The following is a 14261-nucleotide window of genomic DNA, read 5'->3' on the forward strand; positions in this document are numbered from 1 at the left end:
TTTTTGCACGCCGATCACCCCACGAAGGGGGTGCCTATTGCACGCTGATCCTCAGCCGTCGCTGTGGCGTGCGATCAACCACATTTGCCTGCCTCCTGCGCTGCGTGAAGGCCGCATGGAGCGCATGCCGGCGGATTGACAAGCCGACATCTGCTGATCTTCCCTTTCCTCAGTTCGCAAAAGGGGAGGTCTCTATGCGTGTGTATTTCCTGGTGGCGACGAGCCTCATCTGCGCTGCCCAAGCGCAAGCTGGTTCGAAAACAGCGCCACCTGCGCGCAGTGTGCAGCTCATCGCCATGGGGCCGACGGGCAAGCCGGATGCCGCTGCAGCGCCCCAGCCCGCACAAGGGGATGTTCGCGCTGAAAGCGCATCTGGGCCTGTGGCTCCGGACTTCAAGGTCCACGATCTCAGCCGGCGCTGGGTCGAGTTCCAGATGGCCGACAGTTTCGTTGGTGAGGAGGCGAGCGAGGCATCCGACAGTGACGAGGATCCGTTCGCCCACGTCGGTGTGGCGCAGCCAGACGGGCTTTCCCCTCCCATAGGCATTTCGCAGGCGTCCTCGATCCCGGTGCCGCTTTGGATGCGCGGAGGACCAGTGTTCGCCGCTGCGGCCTACAGCTACGTGCCAGGTTGCTATACGCCGGGCTACCGGCCGGCCGGATTCCTCGCTTCCGATGCCGAGATGCGACGGGCGAGTTACTACGGCATGATGAGCAAGATCGCCTGCCAGTACGGCATCCCGGTGGGGCTGTTCGACGCCATGATCATTCGGGAAAGCCGCTATCGACCCGATGCCTCTTCCCCGAAAAGTGCTTTTGGTCTCACTCAGTTGATGCCCGACACGGCGGTATCGCTCGGCGTCAATCGCTACAGCGTGGAGGAGAATCTGCGCGGAGGCGCAAAATATCTGCGTCAGCAACTCGACCGCTTCGGGCACTACCATCTCGCTCTGGCCGCCTATAATGCGGGTCCAGGACGGGTTCGGAACGGGCTCGTGCCGCGGATCGCCGAAACGCAGGCCTATGTCGACAATGTACTGCTCAACTGGTCGCGGCTGAGCGGGACCTATCGGCAGGCGACGATCGTGCCGAGCGATCGGCGCACTTTCGGCCGAACGGTCGCGATATCCAGTTTCTGAGGAGGCGAGAACCTGCCTTGCAAGGCAGGCGAGCGAACGGCCCGCAGTGGAGGTGTCAGCGCCAGAGTTCATCGCGCTGGGTGATCACGGTGCGGCGTCCCATGACAAAGGCGACGGCTTTGGCGATATCCTCGATCCAACCGTTGCGGAGAATGCCGACCCAATGAGGTTGTGGCTCGGTACCGTCGATGCCGTTCATATTTTCGAGCGTCTTCACCAACTCCTGCCCGAGGTCTTTCACGATATCGCCAACGAGATTGATCACGCTCTCGTAGCGCGCGTGATCCGAAGGATCGAGGTCGCGCAACGCTTCGGTGCGCAGGAAAGCTTTGAGGATATTCGTTCCCAGCGCGTGGAGGATTGCTTCAAGCTCATCGACTGTCATGGACAGACGCTTATGCGGGCTTTGATGAAGAATGCGTCCGAGCCGGGACTTGCTGATGCCGGTCTTTTCAGCGAGCGAACGATGCGGCGTATCATGCGCGGCCATCAGGTCGCGGATCAGACGAATATAGTCTGGATCAACCGTGCCGATCGACTGCGAATCCGAGGCTTCCGGCATGCAGATGCCCTCCACACCTTTCTGGAAGATGAAGAGAACATGACGGAATCTTCATTTGCAAGCTCGGTTGGGGCCAAAGTGAGCAACATCCAAATCACTGAAAGGCGGTATAACTCTTCTAGTGACGCGGGCTACTCGGCGGGATGGCGATCCTGGCAGGTATCAGCCGTTCGAGGTCCAGTCGCTCCAAAACCCACGCAGCCTTCAGTTCCGACATGTAGTCGAAGAGCAAGACGGAAAGGGCATCGCCGACGGTGAGATCGGTGTCCATCTCCTTGCTGAGAAGGTCTTTGACCTCACCCAGGCAGTCGGCGCTCGTCTGAGAAATATGCAGTTCGATACGGATGTCTCCTTGTGTGGGAATTGCGACCAGATGCTCTTTCAACGTGGTCATGTCGCGGTCCCTGATTCGCTCAAGACTTCCATTCCGGGCTTCCAGGAGGGATTCGAGGGTTTGGTACGACTTTGTCTCGTTCGACCTAAGCCGAAGACTTTCCGTGGTCAGGCAAAAAAGGTGCTCGGAGATGTCGAGCGTACAATCAGGGGACTCAGCGCCGGTTCTGCCCACGTCCTGCTCAGCCTCATATCGAAAGGAGCCCGGTAATCGTCGGGCGCTGCGGAAGGTTTACGAAAGGATATCGATTAACACCTCGCGAGTCCCGCGCCGCGAATCTATAGCTGTTTAACGGCTTTCGCAATTTGGGGCAGGTTGCCCCGAGGCGAGGACGAGGTGCCCCATAAATGGGGCAGCGCGCCCTGCAGCCGCAGCGCTGCGCCCCGCCAAGTTGGTCGCGCCGAAACTAAGCACACAAAAAATTACGATTCGCGAACGGCCGGCTCGCAGTCCCGTTGCTCGGCCAAGAGCCGACTGGTCACCCTTTGCTTGGGCGCGGTTCCGTCGCGTCTCCAACCGAAGGAAATCCACATGCAGTCTGTCCTCAAAAAGAGCGGACACGCGGAGCTGGCGATCCTCGCCCTCGCCGCACTCCTGTTCGCTTGTCTCTTCTTCGCGGGGCCCGCGTTCGCCGGCGCCGACACGACGTTCAACACCGCGCTCACCAAGTTCACCGACTTCCTCGAAGGGTCGGGCGGCAAGATCATCACCGTGCTCAGCCTTGCCGGCGGCATCGTCGCGCTTGCGTCGGGCCGGTTTTCGATGGGCCAGATCGCGATTCCCGTCGGTGTCGGCGTGGGCGCCGGCACCGGCATTCCGATCGTCACCTCGACCGTGACCGCGACGATCTGAACCGATCCGAGGCCTGGCGCGAAGTAGCAGCTCCGCCCGGGCACAAGGAGGGGGTGGTGCAATGGCAGCAGACAAGTACGTCATTCCAACTCATCTGGACGATCCCGAGCTGATCGGGCTGTGGACGCTGGATGAGTTCCTGGCGATGGTCATTCCATTCGTCTGGGGGATCCTGTCTCAGCACATCGTCATCGGCATGCTTCTTTCGGGTGCAGGCTGGTGGGGTCTCAGAAAAGCTAAGGCAGGTCGGGCGACGTCCTGGCTGCTTCACCTGGCCTATTGGTATCTGCCGGCCGGCTTCACCGGTCTCAAGGCCACGCCACCCTCATATCTCCGACTGATGGCGGGGTGATATGGAACTTTCCTACAGCCATACGAACAGCCAGCGGATCCTGCGCCAGCGCAACATCCTGGCCGTTGCCGCAGCCGCTCTGGGCGCGCTCACCCTGCTGCTCTTCACCGTCAGCCTGTCGCGTGAGCGGGAGGTTGTGCTGCAGCCGGTGTTGCGCTCTCCTCTGACGATCAGCTCCGCGGGTGTCAGCCGCGAATATCTCGAGATGATCACCCGCGACACGGTCGTGCTGACGCTCGATCGTAGCCCGCAAAATCTCGAATACTGGATGAATGCGGTGCTGGATATTGCGAGCCCGCGAACGCAGGGCAAGATCAAAGCCGACCTGCTCAAGATCGTCAATGAGCAGCGCGGCTCGTCGATCTCTCAGTTCTTCACCATCCAAAAGATGGAGATCGATACCAAGAACCTCCGTTCGGAGGTGACCGGCGAGCTACACACAATCGTCGGCAACAAGGTCATCTCCAGCGAGAACCGGACCTTCCGCTACGACTGGGAATATTCCGGCCTGTCGCTGACGCTGGTCGGCTTCGGAATGGTGAAGACCGGCGCCGCCAAGGACCAACAGGGGAGCGACCAATGATGCCGGTCTATGCCATCGGGAGTGCCGCCCTCGGCACTGCCTTCCTCACACGCGTCTATTGCCATGCGAGCCGCTTCATTGGCGCAAGCCTCGTTGCCGTCGCACTCTTTCTCATCGCCGAGCCGGCCTTTGCCGACCAGACGATCATGGCGAGCGACAGCGCCCAGGTCGATTGCACCGCCTCGGCCAAGGACCTAACACGCATCAGCCTTGTCGAAGACGAATTCGCGTCGGTGTCGAAAATCTCGACCGGCAATCCGCAGGACGACTTCTCGGTCGTCAACGAGCCGGTGCGCGGCGATATCTATTTGTCGGTGCCCGATGGTTTCGGGCGTCCCGCGCTCTCCTTCTTCGCGACAAGCAAGCGCGGCTATGTCTACAAGTTCGTCTGCCGCATCAGCGGCGACCAGGCCGCCCAGGTGTTCGTGTCGAACCCGGCGATCGCCAACGAGCGGTCCGCGGAGAACGGTCCCACGAACCAGCTTGGCCCCCAGGATGCTGCGGTCGAGCTTGTCCAGGCGATGTATTCGAACGCCGTCGCGGACGGATATGAGATGCGCCAGCGCACCCTTCGCCCGGTCTATGTCGGGACCCTCAAGGTCCAGATGATCGCCGAGTATCGGGGGGCAGAGCTGACCGGCAGGGTTCTCCGGATCGAGAACAAGGGCGACCAGAGCGTCGAGCTCACCGAGAGCATGATCGCTCCATCGAGCGCGCTCGCCGTGTCGATCGCCGACAGCAAGCTGGCGCCCGGCAAGGTCACCACGGCCTATCTCGTCTCGCAGAATGGTCCCAGCCCGCTGGCTGGCCAAAACACTCTCACGGGAAGGTGAGGATATGGCTCTTTCCGACATCCTGAACCGCAAGCGCCGCCCGCTCGACGGGGGCTCCGAAGAAGGGGTCTCCCCGGTCTCCGGAGACCTTGGCGGCAATGATGCGGTCCGCCGCCGTCAACGCCTGCTGCTGGCGGGCGTAGCGGGCGTGGGTCTCTTCATTTCCTCTTTCTGGATCTTCGGCGGTGACGACAACAAGTCCAAGCTCGCCGACGATCGTGTCAGCGAGGTCAACGTATCGACCAAGGATCTCGTCAACCGCAATCTCTCCCAGCAGGAGTGGATGGCGCTTTCCGAGAATCGCTTCCAGTCCACCGAGAACCAGCTCAAGTCGATCGACGGGCAGAACCACCGGCTCGAGATGCTGACGGCGCAGGTCGAGGCCCTGAAAGGCCAGAACCAGGCGATGCAGGCCGATGGTCAGCGCGTGCTGTCAGCCTATCAGGCCGAGAACGAGCAGCTGCGTCGGCAAGTTGCGGACCGGCGCACGGCGCAGGCGCCGACGCCCGGACCCTCAGCGATGTATGGCCCCAATGGACCGCAGGCCTATCAGCGTCCCGACGGACAGGGCGCCGCACAGGGGGCCGCTCCGGTTGCCTCGCCCGCCGAGGTGAAGCTCGTCAATTTCACCACGGCCGACAGCGGAAACGCTTCGCGGGTCGCCAAGGGCAACACGGTCTATACCGACAGCGTCAACTATCTGCCGCCCAACAGTTTCGCGCGCGCGAAGGTCATCGTCGGCGTCGATGCCAGCGCCGGGGTCAATAGCCAGAGCGATCCCTTGCCGGTGGTGCTGCGCGTCACGGGCCCGGCGCGCTCGGTCTACCAGAATGGCCGCCTGCTCACGACGAAGATCGAGGGCTGCCTCATCAACGGCGCAGCGCGCGGCGATCTCTCGAGCGAGAAGGTCTACGTCAAGCTCCAGAAGATGACATGCCCGCAGCCCGGGGGCCGCTATGCCGTGTCCGAGGTCAAGGGCTTCATCGCCTTCGGCGGCAAGACGGGCGTGCGCGGCCGGGTGGTCTCGCGCGAAGGATCGCTCGTCACGCAGGCCTTCCTGGCAGGTCTGGCCGGCGGGTTCGGTCGCGGCTTCTCCGCCAACGCCAACTCGGTCTTCCAGGGCACCAACATCACCACCAACGGCCAGCGCCAGAAGCTCTCGACCGGTGACATCCTGGAAGGCGGCTTTGGCGAAGGCGTCGCCCAGACCGGCGACATGGTCTCCAAATATCTGATCGAGCGCGCCGAGCAGTACCAGCCGGTGATCGAGATGCCGACCGGCATCGACGTCGAAATCGTTTTCCTGGAGGGTGTTTATGTCCGCAATTGACCGCATCCGCACGCTGGCGCGTCCGTCGCGCCTGGTCCTCACCACGCTTCTTGGGCTCAGCGTTGCCGGTATCGCGCTTGCGGCCGACACCAACAGCCCGGAAGATCGGGTCCGGCTGCTGCTGAAGACGCGGTTGCCCAAGACGCCGGTCACCGCGATCGATTGCGGGAAGATCAGTGGTCTCTGCGAGGTCACCGCCGGCGCCAACCTGTTCTACGTGGACACCGGGGCGCGCTTCCTCGTCATCGGGCGTGTTTATGACATGCAGACCCGGCAGGACATCACCGCCGCCCGGCTGCTCGAAATGAACCCTGACATGCTGGTTGGGGCTGCCGCCAAGGCAAATGCCGCGGCCAATGCGGGAGGCGACGACGAAAGCGCCCAGCTCGCAGCAGCGACGCCCGGGCGCGCCGAGAAGCTTGCCCGCCCTGCGACGCCGCAAAAGCTCTCGCTGGCGGAACTGCCGCGCGATGGTGCCATCGTCTGGGGCAATCCGTCGGGCCAGACGGTCACGGTCTTCACCGACTTCCGCTGCGGCTACTGCCGGGCGCTGACGAGCGTGCTGAAGGATATGAACCTGCGCGTGGTCGAACGGCCGATCTCGGTTCTGGGGAGCCGCGACGTGGCGGATCGCGTCTATTGCGCCAGGAACCGCGAAGCCGCCCTTCACGCGGCCTATGCGGGCGAGGAGGTAAAGGGCGGCGCATCCTGCGACACCTCCGGGCTCGATGCGAACGAGGCATTCGCCCACCGCCATGGTCTGAGCGGTACGCCCGTCATCGTCCGTGGTGACGGCGCGGTGATCGAAGGTTATCGCCCGCGCGCATTCCTCGAAAATTGGCTCAAGGGAGGGCAGTCGTGACGCGGCGGTCCTCCACGGCGCGTGTTGGCGCGCGCCAGCGGCTCTGGCTTGCCGGCACGTTTGGCCTCACCAGCCTGCTCGCGCTGAGCGGTTGCGCCAGCCTCGGCGGCAATGTGCGCGGCAGCTTCTCTTGCGCCGCACCGGATGGAATCTGCGCGCCGAGTGCGACGATTGACGATCGCGCCCTGGCGCTCATCTCCGCCGACGCTTCGGAGGCCGATACCTTGCCCACAGGCAATCAGCGGCAACCCATGCGCGGCCGGTCAAACCGTGCGGAGGCTATCCAGCCAGCTCGCCTCGCTGTGGCTGACGCGGGCCGCACACAGGAGAAAGTGCTGCGGATCGTCTTTCAGCCTTACATTGACGAGCGGGGACGGCTCCACGAAGCGAGCGCGGTCCATGCGGTCGTCGCCCGCGGCGAGTGGCAGCAGCAGGCGCTGATGCAGGCATCCTTGCCGCCGCGCCGCACGGCGGCCGCCGCGTCGGCTCTGCCGGAATCGCTGGCCGACGCGGTCGACCGGGCCGATCCACCGCTGGAGGGTCTCGCCGTCGCTGATCCGAATGCCCCGGATCCGGCTGCCGTTGCTGCCGCGCGGGCACGCAAGCCCGATGCGGCGCCAGATCCGATCAGAGCAATCAAAGCGGATGTCAGGACGCGTCTTGCCCCCAGGGCGCAAGCGGCATCCGGCTCGGGACCGGCGGCGGCTTTGAGCCACTCACCGCCGACTGCCGCCTCGTCGGTGCTCCCACCCCCCTCAGGGGCATCGACGGGCGGCAGTCCCGAAGCCAAGGCGCAGGTAGCGCCGCCGGCTGCGAGTGTTGCCGGAACGGAAGCGGCCGCGCGTGTGAAGGCCGATCCCCGCTATCAGGCCGTCGCGAACGGCGCCGCAAAGGGCGCGCGGGATGCCGCCGCCGCGCGGTCGGGAGTGCAGGCCGCACCCGCCGCGATCGCTCCGACCGTGAAGGCCGCGAACTTCCCCGCTGCCGTCCAGGAGGATAAGTGAGATGGCGGGGGGCGTCTTCGAAAGCCTGCTTTCCGGGATACTTGGCGACGCCAAGCGGCCTGACGCCGAACGGCCGGAACTCGGTGTCCCGATGCTCGCGCACTGGCTGCCCTATCGAAGCTATGATCCCAAGACCGGGATCTTTTACAACAGCGCCTCTCGGGGCTTCGTGATCGAGGCGGCGCCGCTCGTTGGTGCTGATGAGCGGACGGGTGAGATTCTCACGCAATTCCTGTCGGAAGCGATCCCCGCGCCCGGCTGCCTGCAGTTCCACCAATGGATGAGCCCGCGGATCGGCGAGCGCCTCTCGAAATGGTATCTGCCGCGCTACTCGGCGCGCGGCGTCTATGAGCGCATGGCCAAGCACAGGGTCGATTTTCTGACCGACGGGGTCTGGAAGTCACTGTCGGCCGACGCGCCCTTTTCTCTGCGCAACCACCGGGTCGCGATCTCCTATTCGACGCCCGAAACCTCGAGCGTCACGACCGAGGAGATCGTCGCGGTCATGGACGGCCTCATCTCGGCGCTGGCGTCGATCAATGTCTCGGCGCGCAAGATGGACCCGCCTGCGCTGATCGCCTGGATCGACGACATCACCTCGCCGACAACCGCGGCCGGCGAGGATGTCGTCAGCTACAATCCGCTTGATCCCATCGCCGACCAGGCCATCCGCCGCGACGTCGAGCTGCATGTCGAGCCCGACCGCATGCTGCTGCGGACCGAGCGCTTCCGCCCCACTGGCAAGACGATCGACGAAGCACCAGAGATTGGCGAGATCCTGCCCGACGTCTTCGACGTCCGCTCCTTTTCGGTCCGCAACCTGCCGGCGCGCTGGGCGCCCTGGGATGTCGCCCGCCTGATCGGCGACATGTTCACCGACAAGCTGCGCATGCCGTGCCCGATCGCGACCAATCTCTGCGTCGAATTCCCCGATCCCATGGCTGCGAGCAACAAGGCGAGCTTCAAGTTCATGCGGACGACGAGCCTCGCCGATTCCAAGTCGTCACGCTTCCTCCCGCAGCTCAAGGACCAGAGCCAGGAATGGCGCTATGTGAACGACGAAATCCGCCAGGGCCGCAAACTTGTTCGGGTGTTCTTCAGCGTCACCTCTTTCTCGCCCAAGGGCAGGGGTGATGCCAACGAGCGGGTGCTGAAGTCGGTCTACCGGGCTGCGGGCTGGGACCTCCTCGACGATCGATATCTGCAGATCATGGGGCTGCTGTGCGCGATGCCCATGACGATGGCGAATGGGCTTTCGCGCGACCTTGAGCGCATGAAACGGATGCGCACGCTGCTCACCACGACGGCCGCCAATCTCGCCCCGATCCAAGGTGAGTTTCTGGGAAGCCAGGTTCCGCATCTGATGCTGATCGGGCGGCGCGGCCAGCCCTATTTCTGGAGTCCCTTCGAGAACAAGGCGGGGAACCATAATGTCGCCGTCGTCGGCAAGTCCGGGTCGGGCAAGTCGGTGACGCTTCAGGAACTGTGCGCGTCGCTGTGCGGCGCCGGCGCGCGTGTCGTCGTGATCGACGACGGCCGCTCGTTCGAGCACTCGGCCAAACTGCAGGGCGGCGCCTTCGTCGAGTTCACCATGTCGTCGGGCTTCTGTCTCAACCCGTTCAGCATGATCGACGAGGAGCTGGCCAGGCAAGACGAGGACTATCTGCTCGACTGCATGGCGATGCTCAAGGCCATCGTGAACCAAATGGCACGTCACATCGACCGGCTGAACGACACCGAGCGGGGCCTGATCGACGGCGCGGTCAACGCGGTCTGGGAAGAAAAGGGCAGGGCCGGCTCGATCGACGATGTGATCGCCGCGCTCGATGCGACGGGCAACCACCAGGCGAGCGACCTCGGCATCGCCATGCGGCCCTTCTCGTCGGGCGGCACCTATGGCCGCTTCTTCCAGGGCGAGGTGTCGTTCGAACTGTCGGCGCAGCTCACCGTGTTCGAGCTGTCCGACCTGTCCTCGCGCGAGGAACTGAGGAGCGTGGTCCTCACCGCGATCATGTTCATGTCGCAGCAGATGATGCGCAAGATCGATCGTTCGATCCCCAAGGCGCTGCTGCTCGACGAAGCGTGGCAGATGCTGCGCGGCGGCGCGATGGCCGACTTCATCGAGACCTATGCGCGCACCTGCCGCAAATATGGCGCCTCGCTGGTGACGGCGACCCAGTCGCTCAACGACTATTACAAATCGGCCGGCTCGGTTGCCGCGCTGGAGAATTCCGACTGGTTCGTGATCCTCCAGCAAAAGCCGGAGACGATCGCGGATTTCAAGAAGCACGACCGCTTCGAGATGGACGATTACACTGACGCGCTGCTGCGCTCGCTCAAGATCAACGGCCGTGAATATTCCGATATCCTGATCAAGGGCCCCGAGACGCTGGCCGTCGGGCGTCTGGTGCTCGATCCCTTCTCGGCCACGGTCTATTCGTCCAGTCCCGCCGTCTATGCCGCGATTGAGGACCTGGTCGCGCAGGGCCTCAGCATGGACGAGGCGATCGAGCGGATCGCCTTCCCCGACAATCCCGAGAAATGGGCCACGCACGGCGATGCCGAGCTCGCGCAGGCGGCGGAGTGAGCAATGGCGACCAGGAGCCCACAGACTAAGGTCAGGACGCGCAGCAATCCCTCGGTCGACACGCGCGCCCTACTCTACTTTGGACTGCATTTTGCGGGATTCCTGGCCTCGACCCTACTGATGACCTGGGGTCTCTTCGCTCTGTTCTTTCTCGCGCTCGGCGGCTTCTCGCTCGACGGGCTGATGAACCAGCTCAACAACCTGACCACCCGCTACGTCATCGCGACGCCGCCCCGCGTCGCGTCCTTCAAGACAGTCTTCGCCGTGGCCCATGTCATCCTCTCTGCAGGGCTCATCGTCCTGCGGCGCGGCAGGATCATGCCCCCGGCCCGGACGCAGGGAGATCCCCGCCATGGCTGAGCAACCCGAACTCGATCTTCCCGCGCCGCCGGCGGCCCCTCTCGAGCCGGCAAGGGCGCCACGACGGACTTACTTTGCCGGCTATAGCCGGATGCAAATCCTTGGCGGACTGATCCTCCTGGCTGCAGCCATCTGGGGCATGTGGGTGACGAAGACGCTCGTCACGCCGAAGCAGGATCATATCGTCTCAGCCCGTCTGTCATCGATCGTCGGCGAATATGTGCAGGCCCAGGCGCGCTCGGCATCGCCACCGGCGCAGGTCGAAGCCGAGATGCGCACCTTCATGGCGTCGCTCGACAAGGAACTGCAAAGGCGCAGCGCCGGCGGCCAGATCGTCCTCGTCGGGGAGGCCGTGCTGACGAAGAACGTGCCGGACATCACCGACAGCCTGAAGAATGCGGTCTATGCTTCGGGCGTGCCACGGCCTCGTCAGGCGTCGGCCGAGGAGCTCCAGCAGCTCGAACAGCAGGCAATGGCGGCCGCTCAGCCGCAAGTCGTTCCCCAGGCACAGATCGCCGGGCAGTTGCCGGGGGCTTCTGTGCCGATCGATCCGATGCTGGCGGCGCAGGGCATGCAAGCCGGGCCCATGCAACAGCAGGCTGCGCCGCAATATGCCCCGCCGGCGGCCCAGGTGTCCACCTTCGGAGGTCCCGATGGCAGCGGCGGCCAGTAAACCCGCTGCCGCGCCGGCTCAAGCCTGGCGGCCGCGGATGCGGCTGTGGCAGCTCTTCGGCCTTTTCGTCGCGGGCAGCATCGTCCTGAGCGCGATCGCCGAGTGGCGCAGCGACCATCTCCTGCTGATCAATACGACTGACTCGCTGCCGAACTGGGCCTTCCTGATTCAGCGACACAAGCTGCCGGCGCGAGGCGACTATCTGTTCTTCGATCCGCCTCAGAGCGCGCTCCTACGCCGCCATTTCGGCGCGAAGCCCCGGATGTTCGGCAAGATCGTCTACGGCATGCCGGGCGACACTATCAGCCATGCCGGCCGCGAGGTCGCCGTGAACGGCCGCGCGGTCGCGCAAATGAAGCCGCTCACGCGGTTCGGCGAGCCGCTGACACCGGGCGCGACCGGGGTCGTGCCACCGGGATGCTATTTCGCGGCGACGCCGCACAAGGATGGCTTCGACAGCCGCTATGCCGAGATCGGCTTTGTCTGCGCGCGCCAGGTCATCGGAACCGGGGAGCCCATCCTATGAGGATGCTCGTTACAGGCGGCCTCGCCGTCGCCGCGACGGTCGGAGCGCTCGTCGTCATCGGGCCGATGCGATCGGAAGCGAAGGATTACGGCCAGGCGGCGCAGACCTTCCCGGTGATCGAGCCTGATCTGCTCTCGACGATCGAGAACCGCCTGAAGCGCGCGGAGGCGAGCGGCGAGCTCGCGCGCACGAACGAGATGTTTGCCAAGCGCGTCGAGGCCAAGGTCCGGCGGCCCGATCCCGTGTCGGGCATCACGCCCGCGCGCACCGCCCGAAGCTGGGACTTCGATCCCTCGATCACGATGGAACGCGACATTCGCGACCAGAAGGGCAATTTGATCGCCGCCAAGGGCCAGCGGATCAACCCGCTCGACCTCGTCACGATCCGGCAGGATCTGGTCTTCATCGACGGCGATGACGTCGACCAGCTTTCCTGGGCGACGGCTCGCTATTCCGACCTCAAGGCCAAGATCATCTTCGTGAATGGCTCGCCGATCGAGCAGATGACCGCGAAGAAACGGCGCTTCTACTTCGACCAGGAAGGCAAGCTCACCTCGCGCTTCGGCATCGAGCACACGCCTGCGGTCGTTGCCCAGGCTGGCAAGGTCATGAAGGTCACAGAGGTCGTCCTCAAGACGGGAGGACCGAGCTGATGCCGCTGTGGCTCGACATGCTCCGAACGCCGATGGCGGCGCCTGAGACGGCCGATCTTCGGCGGCTGCGACGGATCTGGCAGCTTCTCTGCCTCCTGTTGGGCGTCAGCGTCCTCGCCCTGCAGCCCTTGCTGCGCCTCATCGGCCGGGCGGCGCCCTGCGCGATCGCCGCGCTGCTCGTCGCGGTGCTTTTGACCACCGCGCTCTACCTCGCGCGCAAGCACCGCGCCGACTCCGCTTTTCTCGACGCTGCCGGGGAGGATCAGTGATGCGCGCCGTTCGATCCGCTGTGCGGCTCTTCGTGATGATGATCGCGGCCTTCGTCCTCGCGCCGAGCGCCGAGGCGGCCGGTCCGACCTGCCACGGCAAATTCGTCAATCCGATCACCGACGTCTGCTGGTCCTGCCTCTTCCCGCTATCGGTGGGCGGCCTCAATATCTGGCCGAGCGGCCGCCCGGATACCAGCAATCCCGCCTCGCCCATTTGCCTGTGCGGCAGTCCCATTCCGCGGATCGGCATCGCCGTCGGCTTTTGGGAGCCGGCCCGGCTCGCCGACGTCACGATGAAGCCGTGGTGTTTCCCGAACCTGGGGGGCATCCGCATCGCGCCCGGCTTCGACATCGGGCAGGGCTATCTCGCGGGCCCGTCGATGGTCGGCGGGCGATCCCAGAGCACCGCGAAGTGGCACGTCCACTGGTATGTCTATCCGCTTCTCTACTGGATGGAGATCCTCACCGACTTCGTCTGCTTCGAGCAGGCGAGCTTCGACATCGCCTATATGACCGAGATCGATCCGCTCTGGCAGGACGATTCGCTGACGGCGCTGATCAACCCGGAGGCGATCGTCTTCGCCAATCCGATCGCGCAGGTCGCCTGCGCCGGCGACTGCATCGCCGGTACCGTCCATCTCCCGCTCGATCCGCTGTTCTGGTGCGCGGGCTGCCAGGGCAGCATGTATCCGCTGAACGGCAACGTCCCGTCCTCGATCGGCCATGTGCAGTCCTCGCGGCTCGCCCTGTCGCGCTTCGCCTACAAGATGCACCGCGAGGCGCTGGCCTGGGGCACGATGGGCTCGGCGGGGCTCTGCAAGAAGTATCTCATGCCGATCATGCGGAAGCAGCAGTACCGCTTCCAGATGGTCAACCCGATCCCGACGGTGAGCGGCCGCTTCGCCTGCTCGGCGATCGGGGCATCCACCATGCCGCCTGACGCAGGCCGCGCCTATCCCGCCGCCGGCGAGGACATGGGCTATCTCGTCTGGCGCAAGCGCAATTGCTGCGTGCGTGCGCCGTGACGGCGCAGAAAGGATATATGTATGTAAATCAACATCATAATCCTTTCGATCGTCTTGCTGACGATCGACCGGTGGCTGCGATGCCACCCCACCCGACGGAAGGAGTCGGGGCGGAAGGGGGTCTCCAAGGTTTGCCGCGTTCCGGCGGTTGGCCTCAGAGCAGGAGACCTGAAATGTACCGAATGCGGCCCGTCAGCCGCAGGTGTGCAGGGCGGTGACAAAACCAGCCACTGGAACGCCAGCGAAGTGCTGAGCGT

Annotated in this window: 17 protein-coding genes; 15 read left to right on the forward strand and 2 right to left on the reverse strand. The window is 64.3% G+C overall.

Features of this window, described 5'->3' with window-relative positions:
- The first annotated feature begins 194 nt into the window (after window positions 1-194).
- On the forward strand, window positions 195-1139 hold the full coding sequence (locus tag AX724_RS01365) for a lytic transglycosylase domain-containing protein (RefSeq protein ID WP_066762723.1): 945 nt from the start codon (window positions 195-197) through the stop codon (window positions 1137-1139).
- A gap of 55 nt (window positions 1140-1194) precedes the next feature.
- On the opposite strand, the gene AX724_RS01370 is transcribed toward AX724_RS01365, so the two are convergent.
- Window positions 1195-1701 carry a helix-turn-helix domain-containing protein gene (locus AX724_RS01370; RefSeq protein WP_066762725.1) on the reverse strand — a complete coding sequence of 169 codons (507 nt, stop codon included), beginning with the start codon at window positions 1699-1701 and terminating at the stop codon, window positions 1195-1197.
- A gap of 118 nt (window positions 1702-1819) precedes the next feature.
- Entirely contained in the window at window positions 1820-2095 is a 276-nt protein-coding gene (locus tag AX724_RS24290) for a hypothetical protein (protein WP_230188893.1), read from the reverse strand.
- Between the two features lie 531 nt (window positions 2096-2626).
- Here AX724_RS24290 and AX724_RS01380 point away from each other — a divergent pair.
- The 14 genes from AX724_RS01380 to traU all read left to right on the forward strand — a co-directional run bounded on the left by AX724_RS01380 (window position 2627) and on the right by traU (window position 14004).
- The gene (locus tag AX724_RS01380; protein WP_066762730.1) at window positions 2627-2947 is read left to right on the forward strand and encodes a TrbC/VirB2 family protein; all 321 of its coding nucleotides are present in this window, start codon (window positions 2627-2629) and stop codon (window positions 2945-2947) included.
- A 61-nt stretch (window positions 2948-3008) separates the two neighbouring features.
- Window positions 3009-3299 (forward strand): type IV conjugative transfer system protein TraL, encoded by a 291-nt coding sequence (gene traL, locus AX724_RS01385; RefSeq protein WP_066762733.1) that lies wholly within the window; start codon window positions 3009-3011, stop codon window positions 3297-3299.
- Window position 3300: 1 nt separating this feature from the next.
- Complete coding sequence (locus tag AX724_RS01390) at window positions 3301-3882, forward strand: type IV conjugative transfer system protein TraE (protein WP_066762735.1); 582 nt, start codon at window positions 3301-3303, stop codon at window positions 3880-3882.
- Complete coding sequence (locus AX724_RS01395) at window positions 3879-4715, forward strand: type-F conjugative transfer system secretin TraK (protein WP_066762736.1); 837 nt, start codon at window positions 3879-3881, stop codon at window positions 4713-4715. The genes AX724_RS01390 and AX724_RS01395 overlap by 4 nt, the downstream gene beginning before the upstream one ends.
- A gap of 4 nt (window positions 4716-4719) precedes the next feature.
- Window positions 4720-6045, forward strand: coding sequence for a TraB/VirB10 family protein (locus AX724_RS01400; RefSeq protein WP_066762739.1), 1326 nt, complete (start codon window positions 4720-4722; stop codon window positions 6043-6045).
- Complete coding sequence (locus AX724_RS01405) at window positions 6032-6907, forward strand: DsbC family protein (RefSeq protein ID WP_066762744.1); 876 nt, start codon at window positions 6032-6034, stop codon at window positions 6905-6907. Before AX724_RS01400 ends, AX724_RS01405 begins: the two co-directional genes overlap by 14 nt.
- On the forward strand, window positions 6904-7911 hold the full coding sequence (locus tag AX724_RS01410) for a TraV family lipoprotein (protein ID WP_066762753.1): 1008 nt from the start codon (window positions 6904-6906) through the stop codon (window positions 7909-7911). Before AX724_RS01405 ends, AX724_RS01410 begins: the two co-directional genes overlap by 4 nt.
- A 1-nt stretch (window position 7912) precedes the next feature.
- A complete protein-coding gene (gene traC / locus AX724_RS01415; RefSeq protein WP_066762757.1) occupies window positions 7913-10498 on the forward strand; it encodes a type IV secretion system protein TraC in 2586 nt (861 codons plus the stop codon).
- 120 nt (window positions 10499-10618) lie between these two features.
- Entirely contained in the window at window positions 10619-10858 is a 240-nt protein-coding gene (locus AX724_RS01420; RefSeq protein WP_443018627.1) for a hypothetical protein, read from the forward strand.
- Window positions 10851-11531, forward strand: a complete 681-nt coding sequence (locus AX724_RS01425; RefSeq protein ID WP_066762770.1) for a type-F conjugative transfer system protein TrbI — start codon at window positions 10851-10853, stop codon at window positions 11529-11531. The genes AX724_RS01420 and AX724_RS01425 overlap by 8 nt, the downstream gene beginning before the upstream one ends.
- Complete coding sequence (locus AX724_RS01430) at window positions 11512-12057, forward strand: S26 family signal peptidase (protein WP_066762772.1); 546 nt, start codon at window positions 11512-11514, stop codon at window positions 12055-12057. Before AX724_RS01425 ends, AX724_RS01430 begins: the two co-directional genes overlap by 20 nt.
- Entirely contained in the window at window positions 12054-12710 is a 657-nt protein-coding gene (gene traW, locus AX724_RS01435; RefSeq protein ID WP_066762775.1) for a type-F conjugative transfer system protein TraW, read from the forward strand. The genes AX724_RS01430 and traW overlap by 4 nt, the downstream gene beginning before the upstream one ends.
- Entirely contained in the window at window positions 12710-12979 is a 270-nt protein-coding gene (locus tag AX724_RS01440) for a hypothetical protein (protein ID WP_066762782.1), read from the forward strand. Before traW ends, AX724_RS01440 begins: the two co-directional genes overlap by 1 nt.
- Complete coding sequence (gene traU, locus AX724_RS01445) at window positions 12979-14004, forward strand: conjugal transfer pilus assembly protein TraU (RefSeq protein ID WP_066762789.1); 1026 nt, start codon at window positions 12979-12981, stop codon at window positions 14002-14004. Before AX724_RS01440 ends, traU begins: the two co-directional genes overlap by 1 nt.
- Window positions 14005-14261: the final 257 nt, after the last annotated feature.

This window comes from Sphingobium sp. CCH11-B1 (assembly GCF_001556865.1).
Classification (GTDB): domain Bacteria; phylum Pseudomonadota; class Alphaproteobacteria; order Sphingomonadales; family Sphingomonadaceae; genus Sphingobium.